Genomic DNA, 18,421 nt, shown 5'->3' on the forward strand with positions numbered 1-18,421 from the left:
CATGACCCGCAACGGCCCGCTCGGGCTCGCCTTCCATACCCTGGTGATGGTCTTCATGCTGGCGCCGCTGGTGGTGGTCTGCCTGGTGGCCTTCACCCCCGAGAACACCCTCAGCCTGCCCACCTCCGGCTTCTCGCTGCGCTGGTTCGCCGCCGTGTTCGAGCGGGCGGATTTCCTCACCGCCTTCTACAACAGCCTGCAGCTGGCGGCGCTGTCGGCCACCCTGGCGACGCTGATCGCGGTGCCGGCGGGGCTGGCCATCACCCGCTACCGCTTTCCCGGCCAGGGTTTTCTCAACGGCCTGTTCCTCTCACCGATCATCATCCCGCACCTGGTGCTGGGCGTGGCCATGCTGCGGCTGTTCGCCCTGCTGGGGGTGAATGGCAGCTTCAGCTGGCTGGTGCTGGCCCACGTGGTGGTGATCACCCCCTATGTGTTGCGCCTGGTGATCGCCGCCGCCATCGGCATCGACCGCAGCGCCGAGCAGGCGGCCGAGAGCCTGGGCGCCAGTCGCGCCACGCTGTTCTGCCGCATCACCCTGCCGATGATCCTGCCCGGCGTCGCCGGCGGCTGGTTGCTGGCCTTCATCAACAGTTTCGACGAGGTGACCCTGTCGATCTTCGTCACCTCTCCGGCGACCCAGACCCTGCCGGTGCGGATGTACGTCTACGCCACCGAATCCATCGATCCGATGATGGCGGCGGTGTCGGCCCTGGTGATCGCCCTCACCGCGGCCACCATGATCCTGCTCGACCGCATCTATGGCCTGGATCGCGTGCTGGTGGGCAAACAATGAACGACCGAGACCCCTCCATGGCACTGCTCAAGCGGGTGGCCGAACGCGACCGTCCGACCCTGGCCTTCACCCTCGACGGCCAGCCGGCCGAGGGCCTGCAGGGCGATACCCTGCTCACCGCCATCCTGACCCAGAGCGATCACCTGCGCGGCAGCGACTTCGGCGGCGAACCCCGCGCCGGTTTCTGCCTGATGGGTGCCTGCCAGGACTGCTGGGTGCGCCTGGCCGACGGCCGTCGGGTGCGCGCCTGCGCCACCTTTCTCGAAGCGGGCCAAGCGGTCAGCCGCGATCCGGGGCGGCCGCTATGAGCGCCGTGGTGGTGGGCGCCGGGCCGGCGGGCATTCGCGCGGCCCAGACCCTGGTCGCGCATGGCCTTGAGCCGGTGCTGCTCGACGAAAGCGCCCGCGGCGGCGGCCAGATCTATCGCCAGCAACCGGGCAACTTCCAGCGTCCGATCAAGGCGCTGTACGGCTTCGAAGCCGGCAAGGCGCAGGCACTGCACGGCGCGCTGGAAGCCGCGCAAGCGAAGCTGGACTATCGCCCCGACACCCTGGTGTGGAATGCCGAAGCGCGGGCCCTGGATACCCTGAGCCAGGGCCGCTACGTCGATCGCCTGGCCTTCGACCAGGTGATCGTCGCCACCGGCGCCACCGACCGTATCCTCCCCATACCGGGCTGGACGCTGCCCGGCGTCTACAGCCTGGGCGCCGCCCAGGTGGCGCTCAAGTTCCAGGGCTGCGCCATCGGCAGCCGCCCGGTGCTGGCCGGTACCGGCCCGCTGCTCTATCTCGTCGCCTATCAATACGCCAAGGCCGGGGCCAAGCCGCTGGCGGTACTGGACAGCGCGCCCTTCCGCGACCAGGCCGCGGCCACCCCGGCCCTGCTCGGTCAACCGGGCACCTTCGCCAAGGGCCTCTACTACCGCAGCTGGCTGGCGCTGCACGGCGTACCCGTGCACCAGGGCGCCGAACTCCTTTCAGTCGAGGGCGAGCGCCGGGTGGATGCCGTGCGCTGGCGCGCCGCCGATGGCGAAGCGCACCGGCTGGCGTGCGACGCCCTGGGCTTCGGCCAGACGCTGCGCAGCGAGACCCAGCTGGCCGACCTGCTGGGCTGTGACTTCGCCTGGAATCCGCTCAATCGCGCCTGGTTGCCGGTGCGGGACAACGGCGGGCGCAGCAGCCAGGCCGGGGTCTACCTGGCCGGCGATGGCGCCGGCATCCAGGGCGCCGACGCCGCCGAACTGGCGGGCGAACTGGCGGCCCTGAGTCTGCTGGAGGATCGGGGGGTGCCGGTGGACAGGGCACGCATCCAGACCCTGCAAGGACGGCTGGCGCGCTTCGAGGTCTTTCGCCAGGGGCTGGAGCGGGCCTTTCCCTTCCCTGCGGACTGGGCGGCCAAGGCGCCGGACGCACTCATGGTCTGTCGCTGCGAACAGGTCAGCGCCGGCGAGATCCGCGCCGCCGTGGCCCAGGGCCATTGGGAGATCAACCGGGTCAAGGCCACCTGCCGGGTCGGCATGGGCCGCTGTCAGGGGCGCGTCTGCGGCGCCGCGGCGGCCGAGTTGATCGCCTGCGCCAGCGGTCGCCCGCTGGACCAGATCGGCCGGTTGCGCGCCCAGGCGCCGATCAAGCCGCTGCCCTTCGGCGTGGAGCTGGCGCCATGAGCCGGCTGGAGGTGGATGTCCTGATCATCGGCGGCGGCATCGTCGGCAGCAGCGCGGCGCTGTTCCTGGCCCAGGGCGGCCAGCGCGTCGCCCTGCTGGAACGCAACTTCTGCGGCGCCCAGGCCAGTGGCGTCAACTACGGTGGGGTACGCCGCCAGGGCCGCCCGCTGGTGCAGTTGCCGCTGTCCAGCCGTGCCCATCAGCTCTGGGGCGGTCTGCAGGACCTGCTGGGTACCGATGGTGAATACCTCAGATCCGGCCACCTCAAGCTGGCCCGCAGCGACACCGACTTCGCCTCCCTGCAGGCCTATGCCCAGGCCAGCCAGGGCTTCGACCTCGATCTGCAACTGCTCGACCGGGGCGATTTGCGCCGGCGCTTTCCCTGGGTCGGCGACATCGCCGTGGGCGCTTCCTTCTGCCCGGAGGATGGCCACGCCAATCCGCGCCTGGTCTCCCCGGCCTTCGCCCAGGCGGCTGCCCGCGCGGGCGCCCGAATCCTCGAACGGACCGCCGTGACCGCGGTCGAGCACGACGGCCAGCGCTTCCAGCTCCATACCGACGGCGGCCTGACCTTGAGCGCGCCCTGGCTGCTGAATTGCGCCGGCGCCTGGGCGGCGGAGCTGGCCGCGCGCTTCGGCGAGCCGGTACCCCTCACCACGGCCCATCCGGCCATGCTGGTGACCGAATCGCTGCCCCTGTTCATGACCGCCAGTACTGGCGTGGAAGGCGGCGGCATCTATGCCCGTCAGGTGGCGCGCGGCAATTGCGTGCTGGGCGGCGGGCGCGGCTTCGCCCTCGACGCCGATCGCGCCCGCCCCGGCCAGTCGGCCATCCTCGACATCCTCAGAAACGCCGCCGAACTCTATCCGGCCCTCACCGGTGCCCAGGCGATCCGCACCTGGAGCGGCGTCGAGGGCTATCTGCCGGATCACCAGCCGGTGCTCGGCCCCAGTCTCACCACCCCCGGCCTGCTGCACGGCTTCGGCTTCGCCGGCGCGGGCTTCCAGATCGGGCCGGCGGCTGGCGAAGCCCTGGCCGAGAGCATCCTGCAGGGCGCGCCCCGGCACAGCCTGCAGGCCTTTTCCATCGCCCGTTTCCCTTCCCAGCCCAGGAGTTCCCAATCATGCGCCTGACCCCTGCCCTGCTCGTGGCCCTCGCCGGCCTGCCCCTGGCCGCCGTGGCCGACCCGACGCTCTACCTCGGCATGAACGGCGGCACCATGGAGCGCCTCTATGCCGACAGCGTGCTGCCCGCCTTCGAGAAGGCGCACAACGTCAAGGTGGTGATCGTGCCCGGCACCTCGGCGGACATCCTCGCCAAGGTCCAGGCCAGTCCGCAGAAGCCGCCGATCCACGTGATGTTCCTCGACGACGGCATCATGTACCGCGCCATCGGCATGAATCTGTGCAGCCCGCTCAAGCCCAGCGCGAGCCTGGCGCAGATCCCCGACAAGGCCAGGATCAAGGACCAGGCGGCCGCCGTCAGCCTGGGCGTGACCGGTCTGGCCTATAACAGCCGGCTGTTCAAGGACAAGGGCTGGGCGGCGCCGACCTCCTGGGCGGATCTGGCCGATCCCAAGTACAGGGGCAAGGTGGTGTTCCAGTCGCTGTCCTCGTCTACCTTCGGGCTGCACGGTTTCCTGATGTTCAACCGCCTCAAGGGCGGCACCGAGCAGGACATCGATCCCGGCTTCAAGGCCTGGCCCACCACCGTCGGCCCCAATGTGCTGGAGTACATCCCCAGTTCGGCCAAGCTCTCGGAAATGGTGCAGACCGACGAGGCGGCGCTGTTCCCGCTGACGCCCACCCAGGTCACCGCGCTCAAGCTCAAGGGCATCCCGGTGGAATACGCACCGCCCAAGGAAGGCGCCGTGGTGCTCAACGTCGCCGAATGCGTGACCGCCAACAACGACCAGCCGGAGCTGGCCCAGCAACTGGCGGAATACCTGCTGACCCCCGAGGCCCAGGCACCGGCGCTGGAACTGGGTGACCAGATCCCGTCCAACCCCAACACCCCCACCACCGACAAGACCCGCGGCCAGGTGGACGCCATGCAGAACTACCTGAAGACCGCCGTGACCATCGACTGGGACGAGGTCAACAAGGTGCGGCCGCAGTGGAATGCGCGCTGGAACCGGCAGGTGGAACGTTAGGCTTTGTCTGAAAAGTGCCTGCGCTCGGCCAGGCAGCGTTAAAAATCCGCTGGATCGCCCGGCCGGAATGTTCATTTACCACTCGTAAACTGCGCTTCCTCACGGATTTTTGCCTTGCCTGACCTTCGCTCGGCGACTCTTCAGACAAGCCCTAGTTGGCCGGATAGCGCAAATACGCCGGTCGGTGTCGACCCTGGACAACTCCGGTTCGGGGCGACCCCTCACCCTTGGCGGCTTCCATCACCAGGAGAGCCGCCATGGCCAACCCGCCGATCACCGTTCTGCGCGACACCCAACCCCTGCCCGTGGTCGATGCCTGCAAATGGGAGCGCATCGAAGGCGAGCCCCATACCGTCAACCTCAATGCCTACACCTCCGATGACGGCAGCAAGATCATGGGCACCTGGATCTGCACCCCAGGCAAGTGGCGCGTCGACTACGTGAAGTGGGAGTACTGCCACTTCCAGGAGGGCTACTGCATCATCACCCCCGATGGCCAGGAACCCATCCACCTCAAGGCCGGCGACATCTTCGTCGTCGAACCCGGCATGAAGGGCACCTGGGAGGTGGTCGAGACGGTGCGCAAGTATTTCGTCTTCGCCTGATCCCGCCGGCCCCGGCACCGCTGCCGGGGCCCAGGCCTCAGCGACCGTCGAAGCCGCGGAAGAAGCGCTCGGCGTTGTCGCTCAGGGTTTCCAGGTCGTACCCCCCTTCCTGCACGATCACCGTGGGCAGCCCCAGGGCCTTGATCCTTTCCCCCAGCCGGCCGAAGCCCGCCTGACTCACCGCCACCTTGGACTGCGGATCGTTCTCGTAGATGTCGAAGCCGAGGGACAGTACCAGCACGTCCGGCGCCCACTGACGCAGCGCCGCCTCGGCCTCGTCCAGCCGGGCGAAGAAGTCGGCCTCGGAGGCGCCGTGGGGCATCGGCAGATTGAGGTTGCAGCCTTCGCCCCGCCCACTGCCATGCTCGTCGGCGAAGCCGGCCACCACCGGATAGAAGTTGGTCGGATCGCCGTGGATCGACAGATAGAAGACGTCGTCGCGCTCGTAGAAGATTTCCTGGATGCCCTGGCCGTGGTGCATGTCGGTATCGAGGATGGCGACCCGGGCAAAGCGCGTCCGTAGTTCCTGGGCGGCGATGGCGGCGCCGTTCAGGTAGCAGAAACCGCCGGCCGCCTCGGCCCGGGCATGGTGGCCTGGCGGGCGACACAGCGCATAGGCGGCCGGCGCGCCGTCACGCACGCAGCGCGCCGCCGCCACCGCGCTCTGGGCGGAGCCATAGACGGCGGCCCAGGTCTGAGCGCCGATCGGGCAACTGCCGTCCGCCAGGTAGCGGGCGGTCTGGCCGAGGATGCCACGCAGCGGATTGTTCTCGCGGACATAGATGTTCGACATCACCTCGTCACCCCAGTCCTCGGGCACCCGGTGCCAGTCCTGGTAGGCATTCTCCAGGTAGGTCACATAGGCTTCGCCATGCACCGCATGCAGCGGCGCGCGGCCGTGATCCACCGGCTGTTCGAGGGGATAGCCCAGGCGCTCCACCGCGGCCAGCAGGGCATCGAGGCGGGCCGGCACCTCCTGGGGGGTGCGCATCTGGCCACGGGACAGGTAGCTGCGTGGGTGATGCAGACGCTGGTCGGGATGGAAGAAGGTCTTCACGTCATCTCTCCTAGTGGCCGGCGCGAGCCAGCACGGCATTGAACAGGACGTCGGCGCCGCGGCGGACGTCATCGAAGCTGGCCGACTCGGCCTCGTTGTGGCTCAGGCCGCCGGCGCAGGGGATGAAGATCATCGCCGTGGGGCAGTGCCTGGCCAGGTGGATGGCGTCGTGACCGGCGCCGCTGATGATGTCGCGGTGGGGATAGCCCAGCGCCTGGACCGCGGCGCGCACGGCGGCGACGCAGTCGGCGGCGAAGGGAGTGGCAGGGCTCAGCCAGTGCCGCTGGACGTCCAGCGACAATCCGCGCGCGGCGGCCACGGCAGCCAGGCATTCACGTGCGGCGGTTTCCAGCGCTGCCAGGGTCTGGTCCTGGGGGTGACGCAGGTCCAGGGTGAAGTGCACCTCGCCGGCGATGGTGTTGCGCGAGGAGCGCGCCACGTCCAGTTGTCCCACGGTGACCAGCCCGTCGCCGAAGCGGGATGCGAGATCCTCCAGCTCACCCAGCATCCGGCCGACGCCGAACAGGGCATCCCGGCGCCGGGCCATGGGGGTGGTGCCGGCATGGGCTGCGGTGCCCCGGACGCACACGTCGAGCCAGCAGATCGCCTGGCCCCCGGTCACCACGCCCACGGCCAGGCCTTCGTCTTCGAGGACCGGGCCCTGCTCGATATGGGCCTCGAAATAGGCATCGAAGGGCCGCCCCAACGGCTGGGCGCCGACATAGCCGGTGCGTTCCAGACTCGTGGCCACGGAGATACCGTCCCGGTCGCAGGTCGCCAGGGCGTCGGCCAGCGGCAACTGCCCGGTGAAGACCGCGGACCCCAGCATTGCGGGTGTGAAGCGAGCGCCCTCCTCGTTGGTCCAGACGGCGAGTTCCAGCGGCCGGTCGGTCTGGATGTCCGCATCGTTCAGGCTGCGCATCACCTCCAGCCCGGCCAACACCCCATAGACGCCATCGAAGCGCCCACCCTTGGGTTGGGTGTCCAGATGGCTACCCATGACCACCGGCGCGGCCCGGGCATCGCGACCCGGCCGGCGGGCGAACAGGTTGCCGATGCGGTCCACCGCCAGGCTCAGGCCGGCAGCCTCGCACCACTGGCTGAACAGGGCCCGTCCCTGGCGATCCTCTTCGCTCAGCGCCAGCCGGCTGCTGCCGCCGGCCTCACCGGGGCCAACCTCGGCCATGGCGGCCAGGCTCTGCCAGAGGCGTTCGCCGTCGATTCGATACATGCTGTGTTCCTCGTGATCAGGCGGGAGTGACATGGGCGGTGGCCTCCCGGCGGCGGGCCAGGGCCGCCACACACAGGAACGAGAGGCCAGCCAGCAGGGAGTAGAAGACCGCCAGCGGCCACCACTCGCCCGTGAAGCGGTGGGCCAGCAGGGTGCCGACCATGGGTGTGAGACCACCGGCGATGGCGCCACAGACCTGGTAGGCCATGGAGATGGCGGTGTAGCGTACCCGGGTAGCGAAGACGCCACTGACAAAGCCGGCGATCACCGCATAGAAGGACGCCATGCAGGCCGCCGCCAGGGCGATTCCCAGCACGATCAGCGGCGCCGAGCCGGTCTTGACCAGCATGAACATCGGATAGGGCGAGGCCATGGCCAGGGCCGAGATCAACAGCAGGAAACGTGCGCTGCCCAGGCGCTCGGCGAGCAGCGCGGCCAGCGGCTGGACCAGGAACTGGATGAGCGCGACGAACAGCAGGCAATCAAGGATCAGCGAGCGCGACAGCTCCAGCACCTGGGTGGTGTAGCTGAGCATGAAGGTGTTGGTGAAATAGACCCCGGCGATACCGAGGGTATTGGCGCCGATGCACAGCAGCAGCGGGCGCCAGGCGGTGCGCAGCACCTCGGCCGCCGGTGCCTTGACCGTTTCCTGGCGCTCCTTCATCTCGGCGAATTCGGGAGATTCGTCCACGCCCAGGCGGATGGCCAGCCCGACCACCAGCAGCAGCGCGCTGGCCAGGAACGGCAGGCGCCAGCCCCAGTCGAGCAGGTCCTCTTCCGGCAGGCTGGTGACGCTACGAAAGGCCAGGATCGACAGGATCAGGCCAGCCGGGCTGCCCCACTGGGCGAAGGACGCGAAGAAGGTGCGCCGCCCCTTGGGTGCGTGTTCGCCGGCCATCAGCACGGCACCGCCCCACTCGCCACCCACGGCGATGCCCTGTACCACCCGCAACAGGATCAGCAGGATCGGCGCCCAGACGCCGGCCTCGCTGTAGGTCGGCAGGACGCCGATGAGTACGGTGACCACGCCCATCATCAGCAGGGTGACGATCAGGGATTTCTTGCGGCCGATGCGGTCGCCGACGTGGCCGAAGACCAGGCCACCCAGAGGCCGGGCGAAGAAACCGACGGCAAAGGTACCGAAGGCGGCCAGGGTGCTCAGCAGGCGGTCATCGGAGGGAAAGAACAGCTGGCCGAAGACCAGCGCGGCGGCCGTGGCGAAGATGTAGTAGTCGTACCACTCGATGGTGGTACCGACAAAGGCTGCCGCGGCGGCGCGCCTGGGTTGGCGACGCGGTGAGGTGGACGGCATGCAGGGTGCTCCTATCGACTGCCGGAAAGAAAGGCGGCGCGGCAGATTGAAAGGCCGGACGCACGGAAAGCGATGGGCAGGCGCGATCAGGGAGACATGGACGCAGCACTCCTGGGGATATCGTTCTTGTTGGGCAGGAGAGGAAGAAGGATGCAGGCGCGTTCTAGGACGCCTTGACGTCGTTATCCCTCGGCGGGCTAAGATTAGTCAATTTTCTAATTCTTATACCTATCTATAAGCATGGCTAATAATCAAGACAGGCCGCTCTCCCCTGCGCCTACGCAGGATGGTCGACGCTTTCTCAACGATCGGCTGGACTGGAATCTCCTGCGCACCTATCTGGTGATCGTCCAGGAAGGCAGCGTGAGTCGTGCCGCTGCGCGCCTGCACCTGACCCAGCCGGCGGTGAGCCAAGCGCTCAAGCGGCTGGAGGAGCAACTCGATCGCGCGCTGATCATTCGTCGTGGGCCGCGCTTCGCCCTCACCGAGGCCGGCGAAGAGGTCGCCCGGATCGCCAGCGACCTCTATGGCAACGTCTCCCGCCTTGGCGCCGCCCTGGAGCACTCCACGGAAACCGTGGTGGGCAAGGTGCGGATGCTCACCATCAGCCGCATCCAGTCACGCTGCTACGACGACTTCCTTGCCGACTTCCATCGGCGCTTTCCGCGGGTAGAGCTGGAAATCGACGTGATGCGCAGCTCGGACATCATCAGCTCCCTGTTGCAGAAGACCGCGACCCTGGGCCTCGCCCTCTGCCGTATTCCTCAGGCCAAGCTGGAACAGCGGGTGCTGTTGCAGCAGCGCTACGCCTTCTTCTGCGGACGCCGCCATCCCTTGTTCGGCCGGAGCGGGCTGTCGCTGGCCGATCTGCAGGGCGAGAACTTCGTCAGCTTCACCAGCGACCAGATTGGCGGCAGCCTCTCGCCGCTCACCATCTTCCGCGATCAGCAGGGCTTCACCGGACGCATCGTGGCCTCCTCGCCCAGCCTCGAAGAAATCCGCCGCCTGGTTGGCGCCGGCTACGGCATCGGCTGTCTGCCCCAGCATGTGGTGGCCGACGATGTGGCCGCCGGCGAGCTCTGGCGCCTGCCCCCCAGCGAGGGGGTGGCCGATGTGGACGTCCACCTGCTCTGGCACCGCGAGCAGCGCATGACCCAGGCGGAAACCGCGCTACTGGAAGGCTTCCAGCATCTGCTGGCGACCACCGAGGTGGCCGCGCGGCTCTAGGGCTTGTCTGAAAAGTCGCCGAGCGAAGGTCAGGCAAGGCAAAAATCCGTGAGGAAGCGGAGTTTACGAGTGGTAAATGAGCATTCCGGCCGGGCTGGCGATCCAGCGGATTTTTAACGCAGCATGGCCGAGCGCAGACACTTTTCAGACAAAGCCTAGGCCTCAGGGCGTGGCATCGCTCGCATAGCAGGCCCAGGCCGGGCGGGTGGCCAGGCGTTCGAGATAGGCCGCGATCGCCGGCGCCGCGATCCGCTCGATCGGAGTGCACCGCCAGCGGTGCAGCGACAGGCCCAGGGCGATGTCGGCCAGGCTGAAGTGTTCCCCGGCCACGTAGGGGCCGTGCCGCACCAGGTGCGCCTCGAGAATGGCGATGCGTCCGTTCCAGGCGGCGACGCCTTGCGCCAGGCGCTGTGGGTCCGGTTCCGGTGGCTGCTGCTTCACCAGCGCCAGATAGGCATAGCTCCAGGCCGGATTGAGTTCGCAGGCCTGCCAGTCGAGCCACTGATCGACCCGCGCCCGGGCGCGCGGGGCGGTGGGATACAGCGCCTCGCCGCCATGGGCGTTGGCCAGGTAGCGCAGGATGCTGTTGGATTCCCAGAGCACGAAGTCGCCATCCAGCAGGACCGGGATCTGGCCATTGGGATTCCACTGCAGGTAGTCGGCGGACTGCGCCGAGCGGAAGCCGGCGCCCCAGTCCTCGCGCTCGTAGCCCAGGCCCAGTTCGTCGAGGCACCAGAGCGCCTTGCGCACATTGATCGAAGAGACGCGACCAAGGATCTTCAGCATGCCGAGGCGACCTCCAGGGATGGATGGCTGAGATAGGGATCGATATTGCCGAGCGCGCGCTGCACATAGTCCTCCTTCTCGCCCACCGGTGCCACGTAATGCAGCGCCTCGGCCGCGGCCTCGCGGCCCAGTAGCCGGGCGATGGCCCAGGCCGCCAGGTAGCTGGAGGCCAGGCAGCCGCCGGCGGTAGCCAGGTTGCCGCGGGCGAAGAAGGGCTGCGCCAGCACCTCGATACCAGCCTCCTGCACCCAGGGCTTGGTGGTGAGATCGGTACAGCCGGGCACGCCCTCGAGCAGGCCCAGCCTGGCCAGCAACAGCGTACCGGAGCACTGGGCGCCGATCAGCTGGCGAGCGGGATCGAGCACCGCCAGCTGTTCCAGCAGGACGGCATCGCGGGCGAGCTCGCGGGTGCGGCTGCCACTGCCCACCAGCACGGCGTCGCAAGCCGCCAGTTCGTCGAAACCGGCCTGGCGCTCCAGGCGCACGCCGTTCATGGAGGTCACGCAAGGCGTAGGTGCCATCAGCGAGACCCGCCAGTCCGGGCGCCTGATGCGATTGAGGATACCCAGGGCGATCAGGGAGTCCAGTTCGTTGAAGCCGTCGAAGGTGAGGATGGCGAGGTGCATGGCGCTACCGGCTGAACGGGATGAGTCCGGATTCTCGTCCCGTTTCGGGCCGACCGGCCAGATACAGTGCCGCGCCAACCCAGGCATACAGCCATGCCGTGGCGCGTATCGGCTCTGGGTCGACTCACTGAGCCATCATCGCCCAGCGGATAGCGGCCCCTGGCCACTAAAGTAGTCAGCCTATCGGCCGATAGGGCGACGCCACCCGACCTCCCACTTGCAGCCCTCCTCCGCCCCCCCTCCGAGAACCAGATGGACGACGAAAACCGTTACGAGCTGCACGTCAGGCGAGTACTGCGCACGCCGCTGCTGGTGCTGCAGCCGTTGATGCTGGTGATGTGGCCGCTGAGCCTGTTGAGCAATCCTCTGATCGGCAGCCCTTACAAACCGCGCTATTTCGCGGTGATGTTGCTTCTACTGGCCGTCAGCGCCCTGCTCAGCGTGGTGCGCAGCGCTCGGCTGATGAGTCTGGCCTTCACCTGCAACATCTAGGGCGCTCGCCTTCGCCTTTCGGATCCAGATCAACGATGCGGGTGACGCGGGTCTCTACTGGAATCTGCCCGTCGCCCTGGTCTTCGCCCTAGGTACCTGCGGCCTGACCTATCGCCTCTCCCACTACCCGCTCACCCTGCTGGGCACGCTATTCATCCTGTTCATCGGCCAGGACCAGTTGGTGCCAGCCGCCATGCCCGGCCCTCTGGTCGGGTTGCTGTCAGCGGTGGCCCTGGCCATCGGCATCGCCTACAACCATGCCAGCAGCCAGGGAATGCGCCGGACCTTCAGCCTCAAGGAACGCTATCGTCTGTTGGCGGAAACGGACGAGCTGACCAGGCTCGCCAATCGGCGCAAGCTCCTGCGAGAGCTGGAAGTCGCGGTGGCGGCGAGCCGGGATGTACCCGGCCATTTCATCATGCTCGACATCGACAACTTCAAGGAGATCAACGACCGGCATGGCCACCAGGTGGGCGATGCGGTGTTGATCGCCACGGCCCGGGAGATCAGCCAGCTCGATCCGGCATTGCAGGGCGGGCGGCTGGGTGGTGAGGAATTTGGCCTGCTGATTCGCGGCCAGGACGAGGTCCGGGTGCGCACCGTGCTGGGCACCCTGCAGGCGCGGCTGGCTGCGGCCGCCCCCCTGGGCATCACCTTCAGCGCCGGGGTGATGCGTCTGGAGCCAGACGGATCGCTGAGCGACCTGCTACGGCGCGCGGACGAAAGCCTCTATCGGACCAAGCGCCAGGGCAAGGATCAGGCAGTCTGGTCCAGCTGAAACGCCCTATTCCAGTTTTTTCACCTTCACCGCGGTGGTCCCGTCATCGACCATATCCACCCGTCGCGCAGCGGCGCGCGAGAGGTCGATGATGCGCCCGCGGATATAGGGCCCGCGGTCGTTGATGCGCACCACCACGGCGCGATCGTTTTCCAGGTTGGTCACCTTGACCCGGGTGCCAAGCGGCAGGGTCTTGTGGGCGGCGACCAGCTCGTTGTTGTTGAAGGTCTCGCCGCTGGCGGTTTCCTTGCCATGGAATTTGCGCGCATAGAAGGAGGCCTTGCCGCGTTGCTCGAAGCTGGCTTCCTTCTTGATTGGCGCGGCGACGGTCTTGGCATCCTTTTCCTGGCAGGCGCTGCAGGCGAGCAACAGGAGCAATACGAGAAATCTGGGACGGCTGAACACGTTTTACCTTCCTCTTCTTCTTCGTTTTGGGAAAGCAACGCACTGGGGAGTGGATTCAGCTATCTCAGAACCGATCCGCCATCCAAGGGTTCGCGAGGTATGGCCATAGGCCGCCATATCTGTGACGGACCCCTCAAGACCCGACTAGGACGTCGGCAGCACGTACCTGAGGATGGCGACGAAGTGCAGGGCGCTACCGGCCATGACGAAGCCGTGCCAGATGCCATGCCAGTGGCGAAAGCGATCGTCGAAGACGAAGAACAGGATGCCGACGGTGTAGAGCACGCCGCCAGCCGCCAGCCAGGCGAAGCCCTCGCCGCCCAGGCGGTCCAGCAACGGGCCCACCGCGACCAGCACGATCCAGCCCATGGTGGCGTAGATCACCAGCGACAGGATGCGCGCCTCCGAGCGCGGCTTGAGTTCCTGTGCCATGCCGAACAGCGCCAGGCCCCAGACGATGCCGAACAACGTCCAGCCCCAGGGGCCGCGCAGGGTCACCAGGCAGAACGGCGTGTAGCTGCCGGCGATCAGCAGATAGATCGACAGGTGATCGAGCTTTTGCAGCAGGCGTTTCGCGCGCCCCTTCACGCTGTGGTAGAGGGTCGAGACGCTGTAGAGGATCACCAGCGCGACCCCGTAGATGGCCACGCTGACGATGCGCCAGGGATCGCCCTGCAGGCTGGCCAGCACGACCAGGGTGATGGCACCGGCCAGTGCCAGCAGGGCACCGACCAGATGGGTCCAGGCATTGAGACGTTCGCCGTGATACATGCGTCCTCCGGTATAGGTCGCAGGCGGGCTCAGGGTCTCGCCGAGCCCTCGCGACGGGCAGTGAGGCGCTCGTAGTGGTCGAGCAGCGGCTGGATGGAAATCCCGTGGACCGCGATGCTCAAGGCCACCACCGACAGGGTCAGGTCGACGACGGTCCCGGCCCAGTCGGCCGTGACGTGATGCGTGAGCGCATAGCACAGATAATACAGGCTACCGATGCCACGGATGCCGAACCAGCCGATCAGCGCCCCCTGGTGGCGATCGATGCGGGTGAAGGGCAGCATGGTGGCCACGCCCAGTGGGCGGATCACCACGAACAGCAAGGCGCCCAGCAGCAGCGCGCGGCTGTCCCAGTGGGTGATGAGCACCACCCCGAGCAGGGTCACCAGGAGCACCTCGAAGGAGCGCTCCACCAGGCTGCCGAAGGCGAGCATGTCGCCCATCATCACCCCGGCCGCCATCCGTGGCTCTTCGATGTCCTCGGCGTTGGCCACGGTGGCATGCTCCGGCGCGCCGGTGAGATGACCGATCACCGGCTGCGCCAAGTGCTCGGAGGGCACTTCCGCATGGCCGGAGGTCTGCACCTCGGCCTGGCGCAGGCCCAGGCCGGCGGCGAACACCGCGAGAAAGCCGAAGGCGCCGATCTCGTCGGCGAGCACATAGGACAGGGCGATCAGCGCCAGGGCGAGGAAATCGTTGGGTGAAATGGTGCTGTCGCCATGCCGGGTGCGCAGGAAGATCATCAGCCGCCCGACCCCCTTGCCCATGACGTAGCCCAGCAGCAGGCCCGCCGGCACGCCCCAGACCACGTTCTTGAGGAACCACTCCAGGGTCCAGCTCCACTGCAGTTCACCGTGCTGCAGGAGCAACAGGCCGAGCAGCACGAAGGGAAAGGCGGTGCCGTCGTTGAGACCCGCTTCGCCGGAGAGACCGAAACGCACCCGGTCGAAATCCTGGGCGTGGTTGACCTGCACCAGCCCGGCCAGCACTGGATCGGTGGGTGCGAGAATGGCGCCGATCAGCAGGGCCACGCCCCAGGGCAGGCCGAGCAGATAGTGGGCCACCAGGCAGACCCCGGCGATGCTGAGGATCATCACCGGCCCGGCCAGCAAGTAGGCGCCGTGCCAGGAGGAGCGATGAAAGGACAGGCGCAGCTTGAGCCCGCTGACGAACAGCGAAAAGAGCACCGCCACCTCGGTGAGGTGACCGATCCAGGTCGCCGATTGTTGGAAGTTGACCTCGGCGAGCCCCAGGCCGATGGGACTGATCAGCATGCCGAAGGCCAGGCAGACCACCGAGGTGGTGACCGGCAGCCAGCGCAGATAGGCGGACGTCAAGGCAAGGATCATCAACAGCGATCCCAATACCCCGACCCAGACGAGAAATGTCATGTGGGCAGCGTGATCCAGAATAGAAGAAGGAGAGCGGGTAGCGAACGCCACCCTTGTGATGGAGACTGCGCAAACGCAGCCACGGTGCCCCCTATCTGCCGAATGGCGCGCGCAGCCGTGACCCCGTGCCCCTGGCCGGGGTCCCATGCCCTATAGTCCTCAAGGAAAATCTCTCCCCGCATGAGCGATAACCGCCTCCGCAAGCAACGCCGCCTCGAACGCCTGCAGCGCTTCCTCGACTGGGCCGGCCGCACCCATCCCGACTTCGTCGCCAGGCAACAGCACCAGGAACTCTGGTTCAAGCCCTATTCGGGCTATCCCCTGCCGCACCTGGGCCGTATCGCCAAGGCCTTCTGGCTGGGTGTCGACGAAGCCGCCGCGATGGCTGCCGGCAGCGCGCCCGCTACCGATACCCTGCTGGGGCAGGCCCTACTCGGTGCCGGCAAGACCTTTGGCTATCCGGTGGATGTCTTCGGCAGCGAAAAGCTCTTTACCGGCGGCGCGGCGAGCGAATTGCTCGAATCCCACTGGGCACTGAATCTGGCCGACAGCGCTTCCGCCGAAGCCTTCGCCGCCGCGGTCAGCGAGCGTCTGGGTGATGCCGTGCGCGAGCGTCTCGGCATCCTGGCGGCGCCCTTCGCCGAGATGGTCGACGAGGATCGCCAGCGGGTGCTGGAGCGGGTGCCCCAGGCGCTGATCCGCCTGGACGACTTCCTGCCGCGGGCGGTGGAGGTGCTCAACGAGACGCGCCACGAATTGAGATTCAATGTGGTCTTGACCCACGAGGACATTCGCCTGGAGATCCCCCGGCGGCTGGCGGCCAACCAGGGCCGGCTGCTCGGCGATGCCGATGTGGCCGCGCTCAGGGCCGAAGCCGAGGGGGACCTGCGCGAGCGCTTCGCCGTGCTGGTGGGCGAAGCCGATGCCCTGGACTTCGATCTGCACCAGCTGGGTACGCCGCGGCTGCAGGAGCTGATGCGTCTGGAAGCCGACAAGCTGCGCCGGGCCCTGCGCCACGCCGTGACCCAGCAGCGCGAGAAGATGGCCTTCGCCGTGCTGCTGGAAAACAATCCGCGTTTCGGCCAGTACCACCAGAACTATCCGGCCCGCCGTCTGACCCGCACCTGGACCGCCCTGCTCGGCCCCACCAACAGCGGCAAGACCCACCGGTCCATCGAGGCCATGGCGGCGGTGACCCATGCCATCTACCTGTCACCGCTGCGGCTGATGGCCCTGGAAAACCAGGAGCGCCTGGAATCCCTCGGCGTACCCTGCTCGCTGGTCACCGGCGAGGAGGAGATCATCCGTCCGGGCGCCACCCATTTCTGCTGCACCGTCGAGGAATTCGCCCGCTTCCGCCGCCAGCAATGGGAGGTGGTGGTGGTCGACGAGGTGCAGATGCTGGCCGATCCGCAGCGCGGCTGGGCCTGGGTCGACGCCCTGGTCAGCGCCCACACCAAGCGCCTGCTGATGACCGGTCCGGCGCTGATCGAACCCTCGCTGCGCACCCTCTGCGAGCTGTGCGAGGACCGCCTGGAGCTCAAGCCCACCAAGCGCCTGTCGCCGGTCACGGTGGCCCGCCAGGCCACCACCCTGGAACGCCTGGAACCGGGTTCGCTGCTGGTGGCCTTCAGCCGCCGGGTCGTGCTGGAACTCAAGGGCCTGCTGGAGATGGCCGGCCGCCGGGTCTCGGTGGTCTATGGCGCCCTCTCGCCGGAGGTGCGGCGGGAACAGGCGCGGCGTTTCCGCGAAGGCGAGACCGAGATCATGGTGGCCACCGATGCCGTGGGCATGGGCCTCAACCTGCCGGCCCATACCCTGTGCTTCTACACCGACGAGAAGTTCGACGGGGTGCAGAACCGGCCGCTGCGGGTGCAAGAGGTCAAGCAGATCGGCGGTCGCGCCGGGCGCTTCGGCCACCATGCCGAGGGCGAGATCACCGCGCTGGAGCCCCATGTACTGCGCAACATCAAGCGGCTGTTCCACAGCCCGGACGATCCGGTGGACCTGCACCAGTTCCAGGTGCGGCCGAGTCTGGAGCACCTGCGCGCACTGTCCGACTTCATGGAGGAGCCCAGCCTGCTGCGCACCTGGCTGACCTTCAATCGCAACATCAACTACGGCGACGCCTTCGTCTCGGTACTGCCCGACGAGCTGGCCGAGTGGATCAAGCTGATCGACCTGCCGGGCATCGATTTCCAGCTGCGCTGGATCTTCGCCTGCACGCCGATCCGCGGCGGCCTGGAAGGCCCGGCCAGCGGCCAGGCCCAGCGCTGGCTGCGCAGCGTCGCCCGTGGCGAGCCGGTGGACTTGCCGCGCATTCCCATGGGCACCGATCTCGCCGGACTGGAAAGCGCCCTGCACGTGGTGGAGACCTATCTGCACCTGTCGCGTAGCCTGCCCGAGCTGTTTCCGGCCCTGGAACGCGGCCAGGACCATCGCGACCTGCTCAACGACGCCATCACCCGCGAGTTGTCGCGCCGGCGCCGGCCGCGTGGCCAGGAAAAGGGCCAGGGCAAGGGCGGGCGGCGCCAGGGTCGCGGCGAGCGGCGCGGCGGCCGCTTCGGGCGCTAGGGTGCTGGCATCCGCGCCTTGAAGCTCCAGGTGAAGAAGAACTCCGCCACCTGCTCGCCGCTTTCGTCGATGCCGAGGCTACGCAACTGGACGGTCTGCGGCGCGCCCGTCTCGCGCGCCTGGACCAGGGCCGCGGCGATGGCCTCGCCCTGGTCGCAGCGGAAGACGAGGGTGCCCACGGCCTTCTTGGTGAAGGTCGCGCTCATGGCCACCACCAGCATGGCATAGCGACTGCCGGAACGGCGGATGTGCCGGTCGGCGAGGATGCCGGTGGAAAATTCCGCCGCCATGCCCTCCACCGCCCAGAACATGCTCTTGAAGGGATTCTGGTTCAGCCAGCCATGGGTGACCTGCATCTGACAGCCGGCATCGTCCAGGTGCCGCAGGCGCAGCCCGGCGATCTTGGCGATGGGCACCTTGGTCCAGACGAAGAGATTGAACAGCAGTCGATTCATGGCGAGCGCATCCGGCAGCCTGGCCCAGGCGCCAGGAGTCCGCAGCTTAGCGCTTCGTCCCGGACCGCTCCACGACTGGCGGGCGCGGCCCGGTAGACAG

General features: G+C 67.6%; 19 protein-coding genes. 10 read left to right on the forward strand and 9 right to left on the reverse strand.

Features of this window, described 5'->3' with window-relative positions; all coding sequences use genetic code 11:
• The first annotated feature begins 1 nt into the window (after position 1).
• The 6 genes from RCF34_RS05380 (at position 2) to RCF34_RS05405 (ending at position 5,216) form a co-directional block, all read left to right on the forward strand.
• Positions 2-796 (forward strand): ABC transporter permease, encoded by a 795-nt coding sequence (locus RCF34_RS05380; protein WP_308707225.1) that lies wholly within the window; start codon positions 2-4, stop codon positions 794-796.
• Between the two features lie 17 nt (positions 797-813).
• Entirely contained in the window at positions 814-1,104 is a 291-nt protein-coding gene (locus tag RCF34_RS05385) for a (2Fe-2S)-binding protein (RefSeq protein WP_308707527.1), read from the forward strand.
• On the forward strand, positions 1,101-2,459 hold the full coding sequence (locus RCF34_RS05390) for an FAD/NAD(P)-binding oxidoreductase (RefSeq protein ID WP_308707226.1): 1,359 nt from the start codon (positions 1,101-1,103) through the stop codon (positions 2,457-2,459). The genes RCF34_RS05385 and RCF34_RS05390 overlap by 4 nt, the downstream gene beginning before the upstream one ends.
• On the forward strand, positions 2,456-3,592 hold the full coding sequence (locus RCF34_RS05395) for an FAD-dependent oxidoreductase (protein ID WP_308707227.1): 1,137 nt from the start codon (positions 2,456-2,458) through the stop codon (positions 3,590-3,592). Before RCF34_RS05390 ends, RCF34_RS05395 begins: the two co-directional genes overlap by 4 nt.
• Positions 3,583-4,611 carry an ABC transporter substrate-binding protein gene (locus RCF34_RS05400; protein ID WP_308707228.1) on the forward strand — a complete coding sequence of 343 codons (1,029 nt, stop codon included), beginning with the start codon at positions 3,583-3,585 and terminating at the stop codon, positions 4,609-4,611. Before RCF34_RS05395 ends, RCF34_RS05400 begins: the two co-directional genes overlap by 10 nt.
• 257 nt (positions 4,612-4,868) lie before the next feature.
• A complete protein-coding gene (locus tag RCF34_RS05405; RefSeq protein ID WP_007160512.1) occupies positions 4,869-5,216 on the forward strand; it encodes a cupin domain-containing protein in 348 nt (115 codons plus the stop codon).
• A 37-nt stretch (positions 5,217-5,253) separates the two neighbouring features.
• Here RCF34_RS05405 and RCF34_RS05410 read toward each other — a convergent pair whose 3' ends face one another.
• The 3 genes from RCF34_RS05410 to RCF34_RS05420 are packed head-to-tail and all read right to left on the reverse strand — an operon-like array spanning position 5,254 to position 8,816.
• Positions 5,254-6,273 (reverse strand): histone deacetylase family protein, encoded by a 1,020-nt coding sequence (locus RCF34_RS05410; RefSeq protein WP_308707229.1) that lies wholly within the window; start codon positions 6,271-6,273, stop codon positions 5,254-5,256.
• A gap of 10 nt (positions 6,274-6,283) precedes the next feature.
• Positions 6,284-7,504 (reverse strand): Zn-dependent hydrolase, encoded by a 1,221-nt coding sequence (locus tag RCF34_RS05415; RefSeq protein ID WP_308707230.1) that lies wholly within the window; start codon positions 7,502-7,504, stop codon positions 6,284-6,286.
• Between the two features lie 16 nt (positions 7,505-7,520).
• Positions 7,521-8,816 (reverse strand): MFS transporter, encoded by a 1,296-nt coding sequence (locus RCF34_RS05420; protein ID WP_308707231.1) that lies wholly within the window; start codon positions 8,814-8,816, stop codon positions 7,521-7,523.
• A 240-nt stretch (positions 8,817-9,056) separates the two neighbouring features.
• On the opposite strand from RCF34_RS05420, the gene RCF34_RS05425 reads away from it, so the two are divergent.
• Positions 9,057-10,043, forward strand: coding sequence for a LysR family transcriptional regulator (locus tag RCF34_RS05425; protein WP_308707232.1), 987 nt, complete (start codon positions 9,057-9,059; stop codon positions 10,041-10,043).
• Positions 10,044-10,205: 162 nt separating this feature from the next.
• Here the strand turns inward: RCF34_RS05425 and RCF34_RS05430 are convergent, their stop codons facing one another.
• Positions 10,206-10,829 carry a glutathione S-transferase family protein gene (locus RCF34_RS05430; RefSeq protein ID WP_308707233.1) on the reverse strand — a complete coding sequence of 208 codons (624 nt, stop codon included), beginning with the start codon at positions 10,827-10,829 and terminating at the stop codon, positions 10,206-10,208.
• Positions 10,823-11,455: a DJ-1/PfpI family protein gene (locus RCF34_RS05435; protein ID WP_308707234.1), complete on the reverse strand. Its 633-nt coding sequence runs from the start codon at positions 11,453-11,455 to the stop codon at positions 10,823-10,825. The genes RCF34_RS05430 and RCF34_RS05435 overlap by 7 nt, the downstream gene beginning before the upstream one ends.
• 252 nt (positions 11,456-11,707) lie before the next feature.
• Here RCF34_RS05435 and RCF34_RS05440 point away from each other — a divergent pair, with 252 nt between their 5' ends.
• Complete coding sequence (locus RCF34_RS05440; protein ID WP_308707235.1) at positions 11,708-11,947, forward strand: hypothetical protein; 240 nt, start codon at positions 11,708-11,710, stop codon at positions 11,945-11,947.
• Positions 11,948-12,140: 193 nt separating this feature from the next.
• Positions 12,141-12,725: a GGDEF domain-containing protein gene (locus tag RCF34_RS05445; RefSeq protein WP_308707236.1), complete on the forward strand. Its 585-nt coding sequence runs from the start codon at positions 12,141-12,143 to the stop codon at positions 12,723-12,725.
• A gap of 6 nt (positions 12,726-12,731) precedes the next feature.
• Here RCF34_RS05445 and RCF34_RS05450 read toward each other — a convergent pair whose 3' ends face one another.
• From RCF34_RS05450 to RCF34_RS05460, 3 genes are all read right to left on the reverse strand, one after another.
• Entirely contained in the window at positions 12,732-13,130 is a 399-nt protein-coding gene (locus RCF34_RS05450) for a septal ring lytic transglycosylase RlpA family protein (protein WP_308707237.1), read from the reverse strand.
• Between the two features lie 144 nt (positions 13,131-13,274).
• Complete coding sequence (locus RCF34_RS05455) at positions 13,275-13,901, reverse strand: hemolysin III family protein (RefSeq protein WP_308707238.1); 627 nt, start codon at positions 13,899-13,901, stop codon at positions 13,275-13,277.
• 29 nt (positions 13,902-13,930) lie between these two features.
• Positions 13,931-15,292 carry a cation:proton antiporter gene (locus RCF34_RS05460; protein ID WP_308707239.1) on the reverse strand — a complete coding sequence of 454 codons (1,362 nt, stop codon included), beginning with the start codon at positions 15,290-15,292 and terminating at the stop codon, positions 13,931-13,933.
• A 180-nt stretch (positions 15,293-15,472) separates the two neighbouring features.
• On the opposite strand from RCF34_RS05460, the gene RCF34_RS05465 reads away from it, so the two are divergent.
• Positions 15,473-17,866 carry a DEAD/DEAH box helicase gene (locus RCF34_RS05465; RefSeq protein ID WP_308707240.1) on the forward strand — a complete coding sequence of 798 codons (2,394 nt, stop codon included), beginning with the start codon at positions 15,473-15,475 and terminating at the stop codon, positions 17,864-17,866.
• Here RCF34_RS05465 and RCF34_RS05470 read toward each other — a convergent pair.
• Entirely contained in the window at positions 17,863-18,321 is a 459-nt protein-coding gene (locus RCF34_RS05470; RefSeq protein ID WP_308707241.1) for a DUF4442 domain-containing protein, read from the reverse strand. The genes RCF34_RS05465 and RCF34_RS05470 overlap by 4 nt on opposite strands.
• Between the last annotated feature and the right edge of the window lie 100 nt (positions 18,322-18,421).

The sequence above is a fragment of the Pseudomonas sp. 102515 genome (genome assembly GCF_031085165.1).
GTDB lineage: Bacteria > Pseudomonadota > Gammaproteobacteria > Pseudomonadales > Pseudomonadaceae > Chryseomonas.